At 61.5% G+C, this 15,985-nt stretch carries 14 protein-coding genes, 1 pseudogene and 1 riboswitch; of the genes and pseudogenes, 6 read left to right on the forward strand and 9 right to left on the reverse strand.

The annotated features are described in order from the left end of the window. Positions 1–2 precede the first annotated feature (2 nt). From AB6Q56_RS20405 to AB6Q56_RS20415, 3 genes and pseudogenes are all read left to right on the forward strand, one after another. Positions 3–935: a carbohydrate kinase family protein gene (locus AB6Q56_RS20405; RefSeq protein WP_434514856.1), complete on the forward strand. Its 933-nt coding sequence runs from the start codon at positions 3–5 to the stop codon at positions 933–935. Positions 936–1,028: 93 nt separating this feature from the next. Continuing rightward, on the forward strand, positions 1,029–1,790 hold the full coding sequence (locus AB6Q56_RS20410) for a GNAT family N-acetyltransferase (RefSeq protein ID WP_434514857.1): 762 nt from the start codon (positions 1,029–1,031) through the stop codon (positions 1,788–1,790). Positions 1,791–2,032: 242 nt separating this feature from the next. Beyond that, positions 2,033–2,263 (forward strand): annotated as a pseudogene (locus AB6Q56_RS20415) (lysophospholipid acyltransferase family protein); the annotation flags it as partial. Positions 2,264–2,501: 238 nt separating this feature from the next. On the opposite strand, the gene AB6Q56_RS20420 reads toward AB6Q56_RS20415, so the two are convergent. From AB6Q56_RS20420 to AB6Q56_RS20435, 4 genes are read right to left on the reverse strand one after another with little or no spacing between them, the layout of a single operon-like run. After that, positions 2,502–3,332, reverse strand: coding sequence for a symmetrical bis(5'-nucleosyl)-tetraphosphatase (locus AB6Q56_RS20420; RefSeq protein WP_434514858.1), 831 nt, complete (start codon positions 3,330–3,332; stop codon positions 2,502–2,504). Positions 3,333–3,364: 32 nt separating this feature from the next. Further along, entirely contained in the window at positions 3,365–5,188 is a 1,824-nt protein-coding gene (gene glmS / locus AB6Q56_RS20425) for a glutamine--fructose-6-phosphate transaminase (isomerizing) (protein WP_434514859.1), read from the reverse strand. Positions 5,189–5,197: 9 nt separating this feature from the next. Beyond that, positions 5,198–6,205 carry an NAD-dependent epimerase gene (locus AB6Q56_RS20430; protein WP_434514860.1) on the reverse strand — a complete coding sequence of 336 codons (1,008 nt, stop codon included), beginning with the start codon at positions 6,203–6,205 and terminating at the stop codon, positions 5,198–5,200. Positions 6,206–6,236: 31 nt separating this feature from the next. Next, entirely contained in the window at positions 6,237–7,007 is a 771-nt protein-coding gene (locus AB6Q56_RS20435) for a glycosyltransferase family 2 protein (RefSeq protein WP_434514861.1), read from the reverse strand. A 54-nt stretch (positions 7,008–7,061) separates the two neighbouring features. On the opposite strand from AB6Q56_RS20435, the gene waaC reads away from it, so the two are divergent. Then, complete coding sequence (gene waaC, locus AB6Q56_RS20440; protein ID WP_434514862.1) at positions 7,062–8,000, forward strand: lipopolysaccharide heptosyltransferase I; 939 nt, start codon at positions 7,062–7,064, stop codon at positions 7,998–8,000. Next, a complete protein-coding gene (waaA, locus tag AB6Q56_RS20445) occupies positions 7,997–9,259 on the forward strand; it encodes a lipid IV(A) 3-deoxy-D-manno-octulosonic acid transferase (protein ID WP_434517185.1) in 1,263 nt (420 codons plus the stop codon). The genes waaC and waaA overlap by 4 nt, the downstream gene beginning before the upstream one ends. On the opposite strand, the gene AB6Q56_RS20450 is transcribed toward waaA, so the two are convergent. Genes AB6Q56_RS20450 through AB6Q56_RS20470 form a run of 5 tightly spaced genes read right to left on the reverse strand, consistent with a single transcriptional unit; the run spans position 9,225 to position 13,773 of the window. Then, the gene (locus AB6Q56_RS20450) at positions 9,225–10,550 is read right to left on the reverse strand and encodes a TolC family outer membrane protein (protein WP_434514863.1); all 1,326 of its coding nucleotides are present in this window, start codon (positions 10,548–10,550) and stop codon (positions 9,225–9,227) included. The genes waaA and AB6Q56_RS20450 overlap by 35 nt on opposite strands. Before the next feature lie 7 nt (positions 10,551–10,557). Then, the gene (locus AB6Q56_RS20455; RefSeq protein WP_434514864.1) at positions 10,558–10,881 is read right to left on the reverse strand and encodes a rhodanese-like domain-containing protein; all 324 of its coding nucleotides are present in this window, start codon (positions 10,879–10,881) and stop codon (positions 10,558–10,560) included. Further along, the gene (locus tag AB6Q56_RS20460; RefSeq protein ID WP_434514865.1) at positions 10,881–11,534 is read right to left on the reverse strand and encodes a protein-L-isoaspartate O-methyltransferase family protein; all 654 of its coding nucleotides are present in this window, start codon (positions 11,532–11,534) and stop codon (positions 10,881–10,883) included. The genes AB6Q56_RS20455 and AB6Q56_RS20460 overlap by 1 nt, the downstream gene beginning before the upstream one ends. Before the next feature lie 60 nt (positions 11,535–11,594). Next, entirely contained in the window at positions 11,595–12,239 is a 645-nt protein-coding gene (locus tag AB6Q56_RS20465) for a TetR/AcrR family transcriptional regulator (protein ID WP_434514866.1), read from the reverse strand. Positions 12,240–12,291: 52 nt separating this feature from the next. Beyond that, the gene (locus tag AB6Q56_RS20470; RefSeq protein WP_434514867.1) at positions 12,292–13,773 is read right to left on the reverse strand and encodes a surface-adhesin E family protein; all 1,482 of its coding nucleotides are present in this window, start codon (positions 13,771–13,773) and stop codon (positions 12,292–12,294) included. A gap of 123 nt (positions 13,774–13,896) precedes the next feature. Beyond that, positions 13,897–13,992: riboswitch (TPP riboswitch) on the forward strand. A 55-nt stretch (positions 13,993–14,047) separates the two neighbouring features. Here AB6Q56_RS20470 and thiC point away from each other — a divergent pair. Next, entirely contained in the window at positions 14,048–15,964 is a 1,917-nt protein-coding gene (gene thiC / locus AB6Q56_RS20475) for a phosphomethylpyrimidine synthase ThiC (RefSeq protein WP_434514868.1), read from the forward strand. Positions 15,965–15,985: the final 21 nt, after the last annotated feature.

The following is a 15,985-nucleotide window of genomic DNA, read 5'->3' on the forward strand; positions in this document are numbered from 1 at the left end:
TCATGACGACACTGATTTGCGGTTCGCTGGCTTTCGACAACATCATGGTCTTCCCGGACCGTTTCAAGAATCACATCCTGCCCGAGCAGATCCACATTCTCAACGTCGCTTTCCTGGTGCCGGAAATGCGCCGCGAATTCGGGGGCTGCGCCGGCAATATCGCCTACAACCTGATGTTGCTGGGCGGTGATCCGACCATCATGGCGACCGTCGGCGATGATGCCGTGCCCTATCTCGACCGTCTGGACAAACTCGGCTTGCCGCGTGCGCACGTGCGCCAGATTCCCGGCAGCTTCACGGCCCAGGCCTTCATTACCACCGATCTCGACGACAACCAGATCACGGCATTCCACCCCGGAGCGATGAGCTTTTCGCACCTGAACAAGGTTGAGAAAGCCAATGCCCAGCTTGGCATTGTGGCTCCCGACGGTCGCGAAGGCATGATGCAGCATGCCCGCGATTTCTCGGCCGCCGGTGTGCCGTTCATTTTTGATCCGGGCCAGGGCATGCCGATGTTTAATGGCGACGAACTGCTCGATTTCATGCGCCTGGCCGACTACGCCTGTTTCAACGACTACGAAGCCAAGCTGCTGTGCGACCGTACCGGACGCAGCCTAGAGCAATTGGCCGGCGAGGTCAGGGCATTGATCGTGACGCGTGGCGGAGAGGGATCGGAAATTTATGCCGATGGTCAGCGCCACGACATTCCGTGTGTTGCAGCTGATCAGATCGTTGATCCGACCGGTTGTGGTGACGCCTATCGTTCCGGTCTGCTCTACGGCATCGCCAACGGTTTTGATTGGCCGACCACCGGCCGCCTGGCAGCGGTCATGGGCGCGATCAAGATCGCCCATCGTGGTGGTCAGAACCACCAACCCAGCCGCGAGGAGATCGGCGAACGCTATCGCAAAGCTTTCGGTGCGCTGCCCTGGTAATCCCCAAAGGGTGAAACAGGGGCGTCATTTTCGGGCAACGCGCGTGTAACAAGCGTCATCCAGACTTGTTCTCCAGGAATAAAGGAGAACAAAATGGAAAATATCCAGAAGCATGCCGGGCGTTCTCGCCCCGGAAAAAGAAGCCTGGCGGTCGGATTCGCGCGCAGCGCGAGTGACATCCTCGATGCACAGCGCCTGCGCCATCGTGTGTTTGCTGGTGAAATGGGCGCCAACCTGCCTAGCCGGACGCCGGGTGTCGATCACGACATCTACGATCCGTATTGCGAGCATCTCGTCGTGCGCGACACGCAATCCGGCGAGATCGTCGGTACTTATCGCATCCTGTCGCCGGACAACGCGCGCCAGGTCGGTTATTACTCCGAGAACGAATTCGACCTGACCCGTCTGCAACACCTGCGTTCGCGCCTGGTCGAAATCGGCCGCTCCTGCGTCCATCCGGATTACCGGACCGGTGCCACCATTACCTTGCTGTGGTCCGGTTTGGCCCAGTACATGGTCGAGCGCGGCCACGACTACCTGATGGGGTGTGCTTCGATCAGCATGGCCGATGGCGGTCATGCCGCAGCCAGCTTGTATAATCGGCTGGCTGCGGATCACTTGGGGCCGCAGGAGTATCGCGTTTTCCCGCGCTGCCCGCTGCCCTTGGCCGCCTTGCAGCAGGATCGTCCGGCCGAAGTGCCGCCACTGATCAAGGGCTACTTGCGTGCCGGTGCCTGGATTTGTGGTGAACCGGCCTGGGACCCCGATTTCAACACAGCCGACCTCCCTATCCTGATGCCGATGGCCAAGGTGGCCGGACGTTACGCCAAGCACTATCTCGGACAAGCAGACTGAACGAAACCAATTTTGCGCTTCGCGCCTTCCGGATTATTCGCCTGATCCTGCTGGTTTTCAGCGGTGTGATCGTCACGTGGCTGGTTTTTCCTGTCTGCGGCGATGCTGCTCGGCTGCGACTGAAAGCAAGTTGGGCTGGCGCGCTGCTTGATGCGCTCGGCGTCGAGGTCGAGGCTGATCTGACGCATGCGGTTCCGGGCGCACTGATCGTGGCCAACCACATTTCGTGGATCGACATTTATGTGATCAATTCCGCCTTGCCGTCCGCCTTCGTCTCCAAGGCGGAGGTTCGGAACTGGCCGCTGATCGGTTGGCTGGCTGCGAGGAACGATACCGTTTTTTTGCGGCGTGGCAGCCGCGGGCACGCCAAGATCGTCAATCAGGAGATTGCCGGACTGCTTGACAAGGGGCGTCACGTGGCCGTTTTCCCCGAAGGCACGACGACCGATGGGCGGAGTCTGTTGCACTTCCACGCCGCCTTGTTGCAGCCGGCGCTGAGCGCCGGACACCCGGTTCTGCCGCTGGCCATTTCCTACTGGGAACTGGATGGCCAGCGCAGTCTGGCTCCCCGCTACGATGGTGATATTTCCCTGGGACAATGCACGCGGAGCATTCTGGGCCGCAAGCGCCTGATCGCCCGGCTCGTGACGACACCTTTGCGTGGGCTGAATGGCGAAGACAGGAAGCTGGTGGCCGCTCAAGCCCGCGACGCTATTGCTTTAGGGGCAGGGCTTCCGATGGTGAACAATCCACCTGAAACACCCGGCGATCTTCCAGGCGAACCGCGGTCAGATGACCGCCCCACAGGCAGCCCGAGTCGAGCGCCAGCAGGTTTGGCGTAACCTTCAGACCGAGTGCCGACCAGTGGCCGGTTACCAGTACCGTATCGGCGTGCTGGCGATTGGGCAGGTCGAACCAGGGGATGTGGTTGGCCGGCGCATTGCTCAGCTTGCCCTTGGCCTTGAATTCCATGACCCCCTCGGGGGTACAGAAACGCATGCGGGTCATGGCGTTGACGATCACCCGCAAGCGAGCCCAGCCGCTCAGGTCATCCGACCAAGCAGCCGGTTCGCTGCCCCACAAGTTCAGGATGAATTCGCGGAAGTCCGGGCCTTGCAGCGCGGCCTCGACTTCTTTCGAAAGTTCGCGGGCACGGGCAGCAGTCCACTGCGGCAGCAGCCCGGCATGCACCAGGCAGTAGGTGCCCTCGGTATGGCACAGCGGTTGATGGCGCAGCCAGTTGAGCAGTTCGGCGCAATCCGGCGCGTCGAAAATTTCCTGCAGCGTATCGTCCTTGCCGCGGAACTTGGCCCCCCCTTCGGCAACCATCAGCAGGTAGAGGTCGTGGTTGCCCAGCACCGTCGTGGCTGAATTGCCGAGCGATTTGATCAGGCGTAGCGTTTCCAGCGACTTCGGGCCGCGGTTGACCAGGTCCCCAACCAGCCATAGGCGATCGTGGGCCGGGTCGAAGTCGCACAGCGCCAGCAGGCGCTGCAGCGAGTCGTAACAACCCTGAATGTCGCCGATCGCGTAGGTGGACATCGCGGTAGCAGACGGTTAGCGCGGTGCTTGCGTCATTCGACCGTGACCGACTTGGCCAGATTGCGCGGCTTGTCGACGTCGGTACCCTTGACCAGGGCGGCGTGATACGACAGTAGTTGCAACGGAATGACGTGCAGGATGGGCGACAACTCACCGTAATGTTCCGGCAGGCGCAGGATATGCACGCCCTCCGATTCCGGGATCTCCGAGTCGGCATCGGCGAATACGTACAGCTCGCCGCCCCGGGCCTGGACTTCCTTGAGGTTGGACTTCAGCTTGTCAAGCAACTGGTCGTTGGGTGCGACGGAGATCACCGGCATGTTGGCATCAACGAGCGCCAGCGGGCCATGCTTCAATTCGCCAGCCGGGTATGCCTCAGCGTGAATGTAGGAGATTTCCTTGAGCTTGAGTGCACCTTCGAGGGCAATCGGATAGTGGCGGCCACGTCCGAGGAAAAGGGCATGGTGCTTGTCGGCAAAGCGCTTGGCCCAGGTTTCGATGTCGCTTTCCAGTTCCAGAACCTTGTGTACGGCGACCGGCAGGTGGCGGAGTTGGTCGATGTAGGCAGTTTCCTGATCGGCACTCAGGCGATGGCGAACCTTGGCCATGACCAGCGTGAGCAGGAAGAGGGCCGCCAACTGGGTGGTGAAGGCCTTGGTCGAGGCGACACCGATTTCCGGGCCGGCCCGGGTGATGAAGCGCAGCGCGGATTCGCGGACAATGGCCGACTCGGGCACGTTGCAGATGGCCAGGGTTTTGTTCTGGCCGAGGCTTTTGGCGTGACGCAGGGCGGCGAGCGTATCCGCCGTTTCGCCGGACTGCGAAATGGCGACGATCAATTGGCGCGGGTTGGCGACCGAGGCGCGATAGCGGTATTCGCTGGCGATTTCGACCGTGCATGGAACCCCGGCAATGGCCTCCAGCCAGTAACGGGCCGTATAGCCTGAGTGGGCGCTGGTGCCACAGGCGAGGATGAGGATGGTGTCGACGTCTTCCAGTAGCTGGGCGGCTTCGGCGCCAAAAATGCCTGGCTGGATGGTCTTGCTGCCGCCGACGATCTCCAGGGTGTTGGCGAGGGCATCCGGTTGCTCGAAGATTTCCTTCTGCATGTAGTGCTTGAAATGGCCGAGTTCGACGGCGGCGGCGGAAAGCTGCGAGACGTTGACCGGGCGGTCGACCGGCGTGCCGTCAAGGCGGGCGATACGGACGGTATCCGCGGTCAGCTCGGCGATGTCGCCGTTTTCAAGATAGACCATGTTGCGCGTTACCTGCAGCAGTGCCGACGCGTCGGAGGCGGCGTAGTTGCCGGTATCCGACAGGCCGAGCAGCAGCGGTGAGCCTTCGCGGGAGACGATGATCCTGCCTGCCTGCTTGCGGTCGATGACGGCAATGGCGTAAGCACCGACGAGGCGTTGGCAGGCGAGGCGGACGGCGGTGAACAGGTCGGATTCGGACTTCAGGGTGTCCTGGATCAGGTGGGCAATGCTCTCGGTATCGGTGTCCGATGTAAATACATAGCCCTTGGCGCTGAGTTCGCCGCGCAGGCTTTCGTAGTTCTCGATGATGCCGTTATGCACCACGGCGATATCGCCGGAGACGTGCGGGTGCGCATTGCGCTCGGCCGGAACGCCGTGCGTGGCCCAGCGTGTGTGGGCGATACCGGTCACCGAAGCGGTGCTGGCCGACGCGGCTTCGAGTTCGGCAACACGACCGACGGCACGGACGCGCTCGATGGCGCTATCGCCGATCACCGCGATGCCGGCGGAGTCATAACCACGGTATTCGAGTTTCTTCAGGCCCTCGATCAGGACGGGGACGATGTTCTTGCCGGCTGCTGCCGCAACGATGCCACACATGATTGTTCCTTAAACCTTGTAGTAATCGCGATACCAGGCGACGAAGCGGCCGACGCCTTCCTGGACGGTGGTGTCCGGCACGAAGCCGACCCAGTCGTTGAGTTGATCGGTGTTGGCGTAGGTGGCCGGTACGTCGCCATCCTGCAGGGGGAGCAGGCGTTTCTCGGCCTTCTGGCCGAGGGCTTCTTCGATGGCACCGATGAAATCGAGCAGTTGCACCGGGTTGTTGTTGCCGATGTTGAACACGCGATAGGGCACGTTGCTGGTTGCCGGGTCGGCGGCAATCGGATCGTAGTCCGGGTTGGCGGCAGCGTTGCGGTCGAGCACGCGAATTACGCCTTCGACGATATCGTCCACGTAGGTGAAGTCGCGCTTCATGTTGCCGTGGTTGAATACGTCGATCGGCCGGCCTTCGAGGATGGCCTTGGTGAACAGGAAGAGCGCCATGTCCGGGCGGCCCCACGGGCCATACACCGTGAAGAAGCGCAGGCCGGTGGTCGGCAGGCCATACAGGTGACTGTAGGTGTGCGCCATCAGCTCGTTGGCCTTCTTGGTCGCGGCGTACAGGCTGACCGGGTGGTCGACGCTGTCGTGTTCCGAGAAGGGCATCTTGGTGTTGCCGCCGTAGACACTGGAACTGGAGGCGTAGACCAGGTGCTGGACCTGGTGGTGGCGGCAGCCCTCAAGGACGTTGATGAAGCCGACCAGATTGCTGTCGACATAGGCGTGTGGGTTCTGTATCGAGTAGCGCACCCCGGCCTGGGCGGCCAGGTGGATGACCTTGTCGAATTTTTCCTCGGCGAACAGCTTTTCCATACCGGCGCGGTCGCCGACGTCGAGCTTGACGAAGCGGAAGCCGGGTAGCGCGGTCAGGCGCTTCAGGCGATTTTCCTTGAGCGAGACCTCGTAATAGTCGTTGAGATTGTCGAGGCCGACGACTTCGTCGCCGCGCGCCAGCAGGCGCAGGGAGGTAGTCATGCCGATGAATCCGGCGGCGCCGGTAACGAGAACTTTCACGAAATTACCTCGAGGAAATGATCATGCGATTTTACCGTAGCGCAGCATCGGATTTCTGTCGCTCGAGCATCTTGGCATATTTGAAGAAGCTGTTCGAACAACCAATGGCAATATGAACCAGTCCGGGCAGGCCGTCGCGGAAGCCCTGGCGGATCAGGTAGAACTTGATGAAGCGGACGATGGGGCTGAAGGCGATTCGCCCGAAAGTCGCCCGCTTGCCTGCCTGCAGCGCCATGTCGGCGGCCAGTGAGGTGTAGCGATTCTGCTTGGTCAGGTAGGCGGCCAGCGACTCTGCCGAGTCGTGCAGCAGGTCGCCCTTCAGGGTGCCGATGGCGGTATCGGTGACAACCTTTTCGTGCACGGCGTCGTCGGACCAGTGCGCTCGGCGGCGGTCGAACAGGCGCAGGGACCAGTCGGGATAGCCTTCGCCATGCTTCAGGTAGCGGCCGAGAAAGCGGTTGCAGCGGGCAAAGCGATAGGCACCGTCAGCGGGCTCTTGCAGGGTCTGTTCGATTGCTTTCCGCAACTCCGGTGAAACACGTTCGTCGGCATCCAGACAGAGCACCCAGTCGTGGCGGGCGGCGTCGACCGCAAACTGTTTCTGGGGGCCGAAGCCAAGCCAGGTCTGGTCGATGAGCCGGGCGCCGTAGCGCATGGCCAGCGCCTGCGTGCCGTCGGTGCTGCCGGAGTCGACAACCACGATGTCGTCGGCAAAGCAGGCGCTTTTCAGGCAGTCTTCCAATTGGGAGGCGGCATTGAGTGTGATGATCGCAACGGAGAGCGGCTGACGCGTGGCTGGCATTTATAATTGCGGCTTCGAAAGCCGTGATTTTATCCGCCGATGCGCATCTTGATCGTGAAAACTTCCTCGCTCGGCGATGTCATCCACAACCTCCCGGTGATCGGCGACATCCGTCGGCATTTTCCGCAGGCGCTGATCGATTGGTGTGTGGAGGAAAGCTTCTCGGCTATTCCGCGCTTGCATCCCGGGGTCGGCAAGGTGATTCCCGTAGCCGTTCGCCGCTGGCGCAAGAAGCTGCTGCAGTCTGCGACCTGGAAGGAAATGGCCGCATTCCGCCGGCAGATTTCAAGCGAGACCTACGATGCGATCATCGATACGCAGGGCCTGCTGAAAAGTGCACTGATCGCAAGCCGGGCACAGGGTCCGTGTTTCGGCTACGCAGCCGATTCGGCACGCGAGCCGACGGCGGCCCGCTGGTACGACCGGCATTTTCATGTGTCGCGCGATTTGCATGCGGTCGTCCGCAATCGCCGTCTGGCGGCTGCAGCACTCGGCTATCAGGCCGAGTGCGGGCCGGATTACGGCATCGAAGCACCCCCCGCCGGTTTTTCATGGTTGCCGCATCGTCCCTACGTCGTTTTTCTGACGGCGACCAGCCGTGACGACAAGCTGTGGCCGGAGGCCAACTGGCTGACCCTCGGACGCACGCTCAACAGCCAAGGGATCAGCGCCATCCTTCCCGGCGGCAGCGCTATCGAGCGTGGGAGGGCAGCACGTCTGGCAGCCGGCATTCCGGGTGCGCTGGCGGCGCCTCCAATGGACATTCCGGCGCTGGCATCGCTACTGTCCGGCGCTCGCGCGGCGATTGGCGTCGATACCGGCCTGACGCACTTGGCCGTTGCCCTGAAAACGCCGACCGTGGCGATATACACTGCCACCGATCCTGGCCTGACCGGCGTTCTGGGGACGGGATTCCACCGCAATCTTGGGGGCAAGGCGCAAACGCCTTCTCCCGACGCTGTGCTTGGCGAGCTGCAGGCGGTACTCGCCTGATGGCGCGTCTGGCCTATTCGTTGCTGTTGTATGTTGGCGCGCCATTGATCTGGCTGCGCTTGGCGTGGCGCAGCCGCAAACAGCCGGAATACCTGAGCCATCTCGGCGAGCGCTATGGCTTTTATCCGGGTTCGGCGCCGACGAAGCTGATCTGGGTGCATGCCGTTTCGGTCGGCGAGACGCGTGCCGCGCAGCCGCTCATCGAGGGGCTACTGGCGCGCTGGCCCGATCACCGCATCCTGCTTACTGGCATGACACCGACCGGGCGGGCTGCCGGCCGCGAGCTCTATGGCGACCGTGTCATTCAGGCTTACCTGCCCTATGACTATCCTGGTGCAGTTGCGCGCTTCTTCCGCCATTTTTCGCCAGCTTTCGGCATTTTGATGGAAACCGAGATCTGGCCGAACCTGCTGCGTGCCGCCCGGGGTGCCGGGGTGCCGGTGGTGCTCGCCAATGCCCGCCTGTCGGCGCGTTCGGCACGCGGCTACGGCCGTTTCCGGCGCTTGGTGGAGCCCGCCTTTGCGACGCTTGCCGGGGTGGCGGCCCAGACCCAGGGGGATGCGGAGCGCCTGCATGCTTTGGGCGCAAGGACGATCAAGGTTTCCGGCAACCTTAAGTTCGATGTCCTCCCGCCGGCAGACAAGATCGCATTGGGGAGACAGTGGCGACAGGCGATTGGTTCGCGCCCAGTGTGGTTGGCGGCGAGCACCCGTGAAGGTGAGGAAGCTCTGGTGCTTGAGGCATGGCGTCGGGTGGCGCTGGCTGGTGCCTTGCTGGTCCTGGTGCCACGACATCCGCAGCGTTTCGACGAGGTGGCCGCGCTCCTACGGCAACAGGGCTGGCATGCGGTGCGCCGCAGCGAGGCGTTGCCGAACGGCAACACCGAGGTTTGGCTGGGCGACAGCATGGGTGAAATGGCCGCCTATTTCAGCCTCGCCGACCTGGCTTTCGTGGGTGGCAGTCTTTTGCCTCTGGGTGGGCAGAACCTGATCGAGGCAGCCGCTTGCGGGTGTCCGGTGTTGGTTGGTCCGCATACCTTCAATTTTCTGCAAGCGACCGAGGATGCCATCGCCGCTGGTGCGGCGCAGCGCGTCGCCGATGCCGATGGATTGGGGGCGTGTGTTGTCGGCCTGTTGTGCGATGCTGAACGCCTTGCGGCGATGCGTCTGGCTTCGAGCGATTTCGCCCGCGCCCATCAGGGCGCGGCGGAGCGCATGCTGGGGTTTATTGCGCGGTGGACGGGTCGAGCAGTGCGTTGATCTGGGCGATGTCGTCATCGCCTAGCGCACCAGTGGTCGATTTAAGGCGCAGTTGCGCCATCAGCGTGTCGAGCGTGGCCTTGGCCAAGTCGCGGCGGGTGACGTAGACCTGATTCTCGGCATTCAGGACATCGATGTTGATGCGTACGCCGACTTCGTAGCCCAGCTTGTTCGATTCCAGCGCCGACTGCGACGAGACGAGTGCTGCCTTCAAGGCCTTGACCTGGGCCAGGCCATTGACGACGCCGAGATAGGATTGTCTGGCACCCAGTGCCGCGCCGCGCTTGGCCGCTTCCAGCGCCGATTCGGATGCGGCACGGTTGGCGCTGGCTTCGCGCTGGCGGGACGAGACAAAACCGCCCTGGAAGAGTGGGATCGTGAGCTGAATGCCAACGTTCTGGTAATCCGTGTCGTAAGTGCCGAAGGCAGGCGTATAGCTTTTGGAATGGCCGACGTTGGCGACCGCGTCGAGGGTTGGATAATGTCCTGCGCGCTGCTTGTCGACCTCGCGGGCGGCAATGTTCGCGTTGTACTGCTGGACCTGTACGTTCAGGCTGCCGCTTTCGGCGGCATTGACCCATTCCGCCATGTTGCCCGGTTGCGGAGCCGTCAGTTCCGCCGCCTTGCGCAGTTGGGCGAGGGGTCCAGGTTCCTGGCCGATGATGGCCTGCAGGGCGCGCAGCTTGACTTCGAGGTCGCTGTCGGCAGCGATTTCCTGGGCGCTGGCCAAGTCGTAACGGGCTTGTGCCTCGTGTGTGTCGGTGATTGTCGCCGTGCCGACCTCAAAGCTCTTCTTGGCGAGTTCCAGTTGTTGGGCAATGGCCTGCTTGTTGGCTTTGACGGCTGCCAGGCTTTCCTGGGCGTAAAGCACGTCGAAGTAAGCCTGGGCCACGCGCAGGATCAGGTCCTGGCGGGCCAGACCGAAATTGGCTTCGGCCTGCGCAACCTGCATCTTGGACTGGTCGTAGGCAATCCAGTTCTGCCAGCGGAACAAGGGCTGCGAGAGGGTGAGTTGGTAACCGTTGGCGTTGTATTTCGGCTTGGCGATCGTCGGGCCGTTGTGGGTCGACAGCTCGTTTTCATTCCACGTCGTATTGCCTGAAAGCGAGAGGCTCGGCAGCAGGCCGGCGCGCGCTTGCGGCTGTTTTTCCTGCCCGGCGTCGAGCGTGGCGCGGGCTGCTGCGAAAGTCGGGTCGTTGGTTTTTGCCTGGCGATAGACCTGCATCAGGTCAGCGGCGCAGAGCGGTGTGGCGATCAGAGGAGAGAGGAAAAGCCAGACTAGTTTTTTCATGACATCCTCAGTAGCGACGCATATTCGGATCAATCTCTCCAGCCCATGCATCGACGCCGCCCATCAGGTTGAGCACCGAGCCGAAGCCCTTCCGTTCGAGGAACATGGCAACCTGCAAGCTGCGACTGCCGTGGTGGCAGATCACCACGACATCGCGGCCGGTATCGATTTCCCCGCAACGAATCGGAACAAGATGCATCGGGATGTGCAAAGAGCCCGCCAACCGGCAGAGTTCAGTTTCCCACGGCTCGCGTACATCAAGCAGGACAGGGTCGGGCCGATTTGCGTCGGCCAGCCATTCGGCCAGTTGTTGTACGCGTAGTTGTTGCATCAGAAGGAGAATTGATCCTTGGCGCCAGTTCCATCGAGCACCGGAACGACGGTTTCGAAGAGATTGACGGTGTTATAGGTTCCCTCGGCCGTGCAGGTGATCAGCTGAGCTTCCATCACCGGCGCTTCGCCGGTGATGACGGCGAGACGGCCACCGACGCGCAGTTGCTTGAGCAGGGAGGGAGAGACGCTGGGAACCGAGCCGGAAACGACGATGGCATCGTAGGGGCCGCGCTGCGACCAGCCGTCAACACCGTTGCCTACTTCGATCGAAACGTTGCCGACGCCGGCGCGCGCCAGGTTTTCCTTGGCGGCGGCAGCGATTTCCGGGCGGATCTCAACCGTTACCACGTGTTCGGCGCGCGCAGCGAGTAAGGCAGCCATGTAGCCGCTGCCGGTGCCGATTTCGAGTACCTTGTCGGTTTTCTTGATGCCGAGTTCCTGCAGCATCTTGGCTTCGATCTTCGGAGCCAGCATGGTCTGGCCATCACCGATCGGGATTTCCATATCGGCGAATGCCAGGTTGCGATAGGCGGCCGGCGCGAAGTCCTCGCGCTTGACGACGAAAAGAAGGTCGAGAACTTGCGGATCCAGAACATCCCAGGGACGGATCTGCTGTTCGATCATGTTGAAGCGCGCTTGCTCGATGTTCATTGGGGTCTCCGCAGGCATAATATTAGCACAGGCTAATATATTGATTCCGACAAATCGAAATTATACCCGACTCTCCTTTTCCATCCGGCACAAACCGTGGCGCAAGAGATCCATGTGAATCTGCAGATATTGCTGCGGATTACCTTCGCTTTCGACGCAGCAACTCATCGAATGGTGCCATATCAGCAGCATCAGGATGGGCGCGATCACCACATCAATGGTCGTTTCGACATCCATCTCCCGGAATTCACCGCTCGCCATGCCGCGTTTCAGCGCGCTACCAACCAGAGCGCGGCCACGGTTGATGACATTCTCGACGTAATAACATCCAAGTTCCGGGAAGTTCCGGGCTTCGGCTACCATCAGTTTTGGTATCCCGGCGAAGGCTGTCAGACCGATTTTGACCCACCAGTTGGCGAGCAGCTTTTCCATCAGGTCGAAGCTGCTGCCCGTGTGCTGGGCCGCGATGGCCTCGTTTTCGGCAATCACCGGAATGATGCCTTCTTGAATGACGGCCTTGAACAGCGCTTCCTTGTTTTCGTAGTACAGGTAGAGCGTACCCTTCGAAACACCGGCACGGGAGGCGACGTCTTCCAGGCGCGTGGCGGCGTAACCTTTCTCCACGAAGAGGTCGAGAGCGGCCGCAAGCAACTCTGATGGGCGGGCTTCCTTGCGGCGTTTGCGGGGAGGAGGGGGCAACGACATGGTAATTTAATGACTCTTTGGTCATTAAATTACCATCGCGTTTTACCTCAGGTCAACGGCCTTCCTTGATCAGACGGCCGCTGGTGGATTGAATGGGGCGGGCGTTGTTGCGATACAGGCGGCTGAAGATATTGATCTGCTCCTGGGAGACTTGCACCGGTTGCTTCATGACCAGCCAAAGCACGCCTTCGGAACAAGGAGGTGTGGTCAGTGACCCCATGTAGGTGTAGTAGTTGCGCGAGGTCGGGAGGAGGGCGTTCAAGTCAACGCTGGCGCTCGGCGGGGCGACCGGCATGTTCCGCTCGAGCGGCATATGGTTCCACAGGGTCTGGATGAACGGGTTTTCGGTGCCGCGTTCGAGGAGTACCGCAACTACAGCCAGTTGACCATCGTCGGCCCTGTGCACCAGGTGGGCGACCATGTCGAAGCGCTGGCCATTGATCTTTTCTTCCGACGGACGATGGAAGTGGAACTGGACCAGCTCGTAGGTCTTGCCGGTCAGCGAGATCGAGCCCTCGCCAACCTGCACCTGTACGGTGTGGCCGTTGTCGACGATGCGGAAGGTGGAGGATTGGTACTTGAACGCAATCGGCTCGACGTCGACCTTGATGCCATCCTTGATGTCGATAGGCGACTGGCGTTCGCCGGTGGCGCACAGTTTGTTGCGTGGGTCCAGCCTGCTCCAGTTGTCCGGGCCGCCCGGACCTTCGTAGTCCCAGTGGATATTGGCATGTTGGACAACCGCTTCGGTGTGGGCGAGTTCCAGCATGTAGCCTTCGGGTTTGATTGTTTTCTTAGGCCTGGCCGCAGGCGTCGGTGAGGTGTGGACGATAACGGTTTGCGCCTTGGGCGCCGCGACGGCCGGGGGCTTGGGGGAGGGCTTGGCGACCGGTGCGCTGGCTGTTGGCACGGGTTCCTTGGCGGCCTCCTTCGTAGGCTCGCGAGAGGCTTCTAGCGCCGCTTTCAGATTTGGGCGAATCGATGGAATGGCCGAATGCTCGGCTTCCTTGGCGGTGGTGTCGGCCGCCTTGATGGGGGCGGGCTTTTCGGCCTTGGCCATTTCCGTCTTGAGTACGGCCTCGTTGGCTGCTTTTAGTTCGGTGCCAGCCTCATTTGCCTTCTTGGCGAGTTCGGCGGGCGTGTCTTTCGGCGGGCGGCATACTTCGCGCAGTACCTTGTCATCCAGCGTACCGGAGCGGACGGGGAGCTCTGCGCCCTTGATGTCCTCCTCGCGGATGACCTCGGATTCGTTTTTCTTGAAGATGCGCTTGATGGTGTTGGCATTGCGCGTGCTGCAATCGTAGCGGGTGACGGCTTCGATGACGCGGTAGCCGGCGCCGGATTTTGAGTCAGTGAGTTCCTTTTCGAGAACAACGCGGCCCTGGGCTTGTACCGTGTTGCCGTCGCGCTTCAGGCTGGTCCGGTCAAGTTCGATGCGCTTCCCGGGTTCGGACGAAATCACTTGCCATGTCGGCGCAGCCGACACGCTCCAGGGCAGGGGGGCCAGTAGGCTGGCAATGATCAGGTAGCGCATCTTGTTTCCCTTGGTTTTTCTTTGAATTCCGCATCTTGTCGAAGATATTTCGGCTGATTTCTGAAAATCTTGAGCGGAATTTGTCGTTCCTTGCATTTTGCCTGTATTTCCAGTAACTTGCAGCCCACTCGTTAGGGGTGCCGGCGGATAAGCAGGCTGAGAAATACCCTTCGAACCTGACCGGGTCATGCCGTCGTAGGGAAACGAACGCTGTGGTGGAACCCAGCCCGCTCCTTGCGCGTCTTACCAGGCTGTATTCACGCACGGAGCTTCCATGAACGCCAAAGACACCTTCCTCGCCGCCAATGCCCATGTCGACGAGGCCGCCATCCAGCCGCTGCCGAACTCGCGCAAGATCTACGTCGAGGGTTCGCGCCCGGATATCCAGGTGCCGATGCGGGAAATTTCGCAGGCTGACACGCCGACCGGCATGGGCGGGGAAAAAAATCCGCCGATTTTTGTCTACGACTGCTCCGGCGGCTATTCCGATCCGGCCGCCAAGATCGATATCCGTTCCGGCCTGCCGGCGCTGCGCGCCCAGTGGATTGCCGAACGTGGCGACACCGAGGAACTGCCGGACCTGACCTCCGACTACGGTCGCCAGCGGGCCGCCGACAAGGCGCTCGAAGAACTGCGTTTTCCCGGCCTGCATCGCAAGCCGCGCCGTGCCAAGGCCGGCGCCAACGTGTCGCAGATGCACTATGCGCGTAAGGGCATCGTCACGCCGGAAATGGAATACGTCGCGATTCGCGAGAACCTGAACCGCCGTGCCTACATCGACTCGCTAAAGGCCACCGGCCCGATGGGCGACAAGATGGCCAAGCTGCTCGGTCGCCAGCATCCCGGCCAGAATTTCGGCGCCAGCATTCCGGAAGAAATCACTCCGGAGTTCGTGCGCAGCGAAGTCGCCCGTGGCCGCGCCATCATCCCGAACAACATCAACCACCCGGAAAGCGAGCCGATGATCATCGGCCGCAACTTCCTCACCAAGATCAACGCCAACATCGGCAACTCGGCGCTCGGCTCATCCATTCAGGAAGAAGTCGAGAAAATGACCTGGTCGATCCGCTGGGGCGGCGACACGGTGATGGATCTGTCCACCGGCAAGAACATCCACGAAACCCGCGAGTGGATCATCCGCAACAGCCCGGTGCCGATCGGCACCGTGCCGATCTACCAGGCGCTGGAAAAGGTCAATGGCAAGGCCGAAGACCTGACCTGGGAAATCTTCCGCGACACGCTGATCGAACAGGCCGAGCAGGGCGTCGACTACTTCACCATCCACGCCGGCGTGCTGCTGCGCTACATCCCGATGACCGCCAACCGGATGACCGGCATCGTTTCGCGCGGCGGCTCGATCATGGCCAAGTGGTGCCTGGCGCACCACAAGGAGAGCTTCCTCTACACGCATTTCGAGGAAATCTGCGAAATCATGAAGGCCTACGACGTCGCCTTCAGCCTCGGCGACGGCCTGCGTCCAGGCTCGATCTACGACGCCAACGACGAAGCGCAGCTCGGCGAACTGAAGACGCTGGGCGAGCTGACCGAGATCGCCTGGAAGCACGACGTGCAGACCATCATCGAAGGCCCGGGCCATGTGCCGATGCACCTGATCAAGGAGAACATGGATCTGCAGCTCGAATACTGCAAGGAAGCCCCGTTCTACACCCTTGGTCCGCTGACCACCGACATCGCCCCGGGCTACGACCACATCACCAGCGGCATCGGCGCCGCGATGATCGGCTGGTACGGCACGGCCATGCTCTGCTACGTCACGCCCAAGGAGCACCTGGGCCTGCCGGACAAGGATGACGTCAAGGAAGGCATCATCACCTACAAGCTCGCCGCGCACGCCGCCGACCTCGCTAAGGGCCATCCCGGCGCGCAGATCCGCGACAACGCGTTGTCCAAGGCGCGCTACGAGTTCCGCTGGGAAGACCAGTTCAACCTCGGCCTCGACCCGGACAAGGCGCGCGAATTCCACGACGAGACCCTGCCCAAGGAATCGGCCAAGGTCGCTCATTTCTGCTCGATGTGCGGCCCGCACTTCTGCTCGATGAAGATCACCCAGGACGTACGCGACTTCGCGGCAGCGCAGGGCTTGAACGAAGGTGAGGCGCTGGAGAAGGGAATGGCGGCCAAGGCGGTCGAGTTCGTGAAGAGTGGCGCCGAGGTCTACCGCAAGGTGTAAAGCCGGCGATTGATTTCGGCT

Source organism: Dechloromonas sp. ARDL1 (assembly GCF_051122455.1).
Classification (GTDB): Bacteria; Pseudomonadota; Gammaproteobacteria; order Burkholderiales; family Rhodocyclaceae; genus Azonexus.

What these genes read in the sequence shown, in the direction of transcription:
- AB6Q56_RS20405 (WP_434514856.1), top strand. Translation starts at nt 3, where the DNA reads ATGACGACACTGATTTGCGGTTCGCTGGCTTTCGACAACATCATGGTC.
- AB6Q56_RS20410 (WP_434514857.1), top strand. Translation starts at nt 1,029, where the DNA reads ATGGAAAATATCCAGAAGCATGCCGGGCGTTCTCGCCCCGGAAAAAGA.
- AB6Q56_RS20420 (WP_434514858.1), bottom strand. Translation starts at nt 3,332, where the DNA reads ATGTCCACCTACGCGATCGGCGACATTCAGGGTTGTTACGACTCGCTG.
- glmS (WP_434514859.1), bottom strand. Translation starts at nt 5,188, where the DNA reads ATGTGTGGCATCGTTGCGGCAGCAGCCGGCAAGAACATCGTCCCCGTC.
- AB6Q56_RS20435 (WP_434514861.1), bottom strand. Translation starts at nt 7,007, where the DNA reads ATGCCAGCCACGCGTCAGCCGCTCTCCGTTGCGATCATCACACTCAAT.
- AB6Q56_RS20450 (WP_434514863.1), bottom strand. Translation starts at nt 10,550, where the DNA reads ATGAAAAAACTAGTCTGGCTTTTCCTCTCTCCTCTGATCGCCACACCG.
- AB6Q56_RS20455 (WP_434514864.1), bottom strand. Translation starts at nt 10,881, where the DNA reads ATGCAACAACTACGCGTACAACAACTGGCCGAATGGCTGGCCGACGCA.
- AB6Q56_RS20460 (WP_434514865.1), bottom strand. Translation starts at nt 11,534, where the DNA reads ATGAACATCGAGCAAGCGCGCTTCAACATGATCGAACAGCAGATCCGT.
- AB6Q56_RS20465 (WP_434514866.1), bottom strand. Translation starts at nt 12,239, where the DNA reads ATGTCGTTGCCCCCTCCTCCCCGCAAACGCCGCAAGGAAGCCCGCCCA.
- AB6Q56_RS20470 (WP_434514867.1), bottom strand. Translation starts at nt 13,773, where the DNA reads ATGCGCTACCTGATCATTGCCAGCCTACTGGCCCCCCTGCCCTGGAGC.
- thiC (WP_434514868.1), top strand. Translation starts at nt 14,048, where the DNA reads ATGAACGCCAAAGACACCTTCCTCGCCGCCAATGCCCATGTCGACGAG.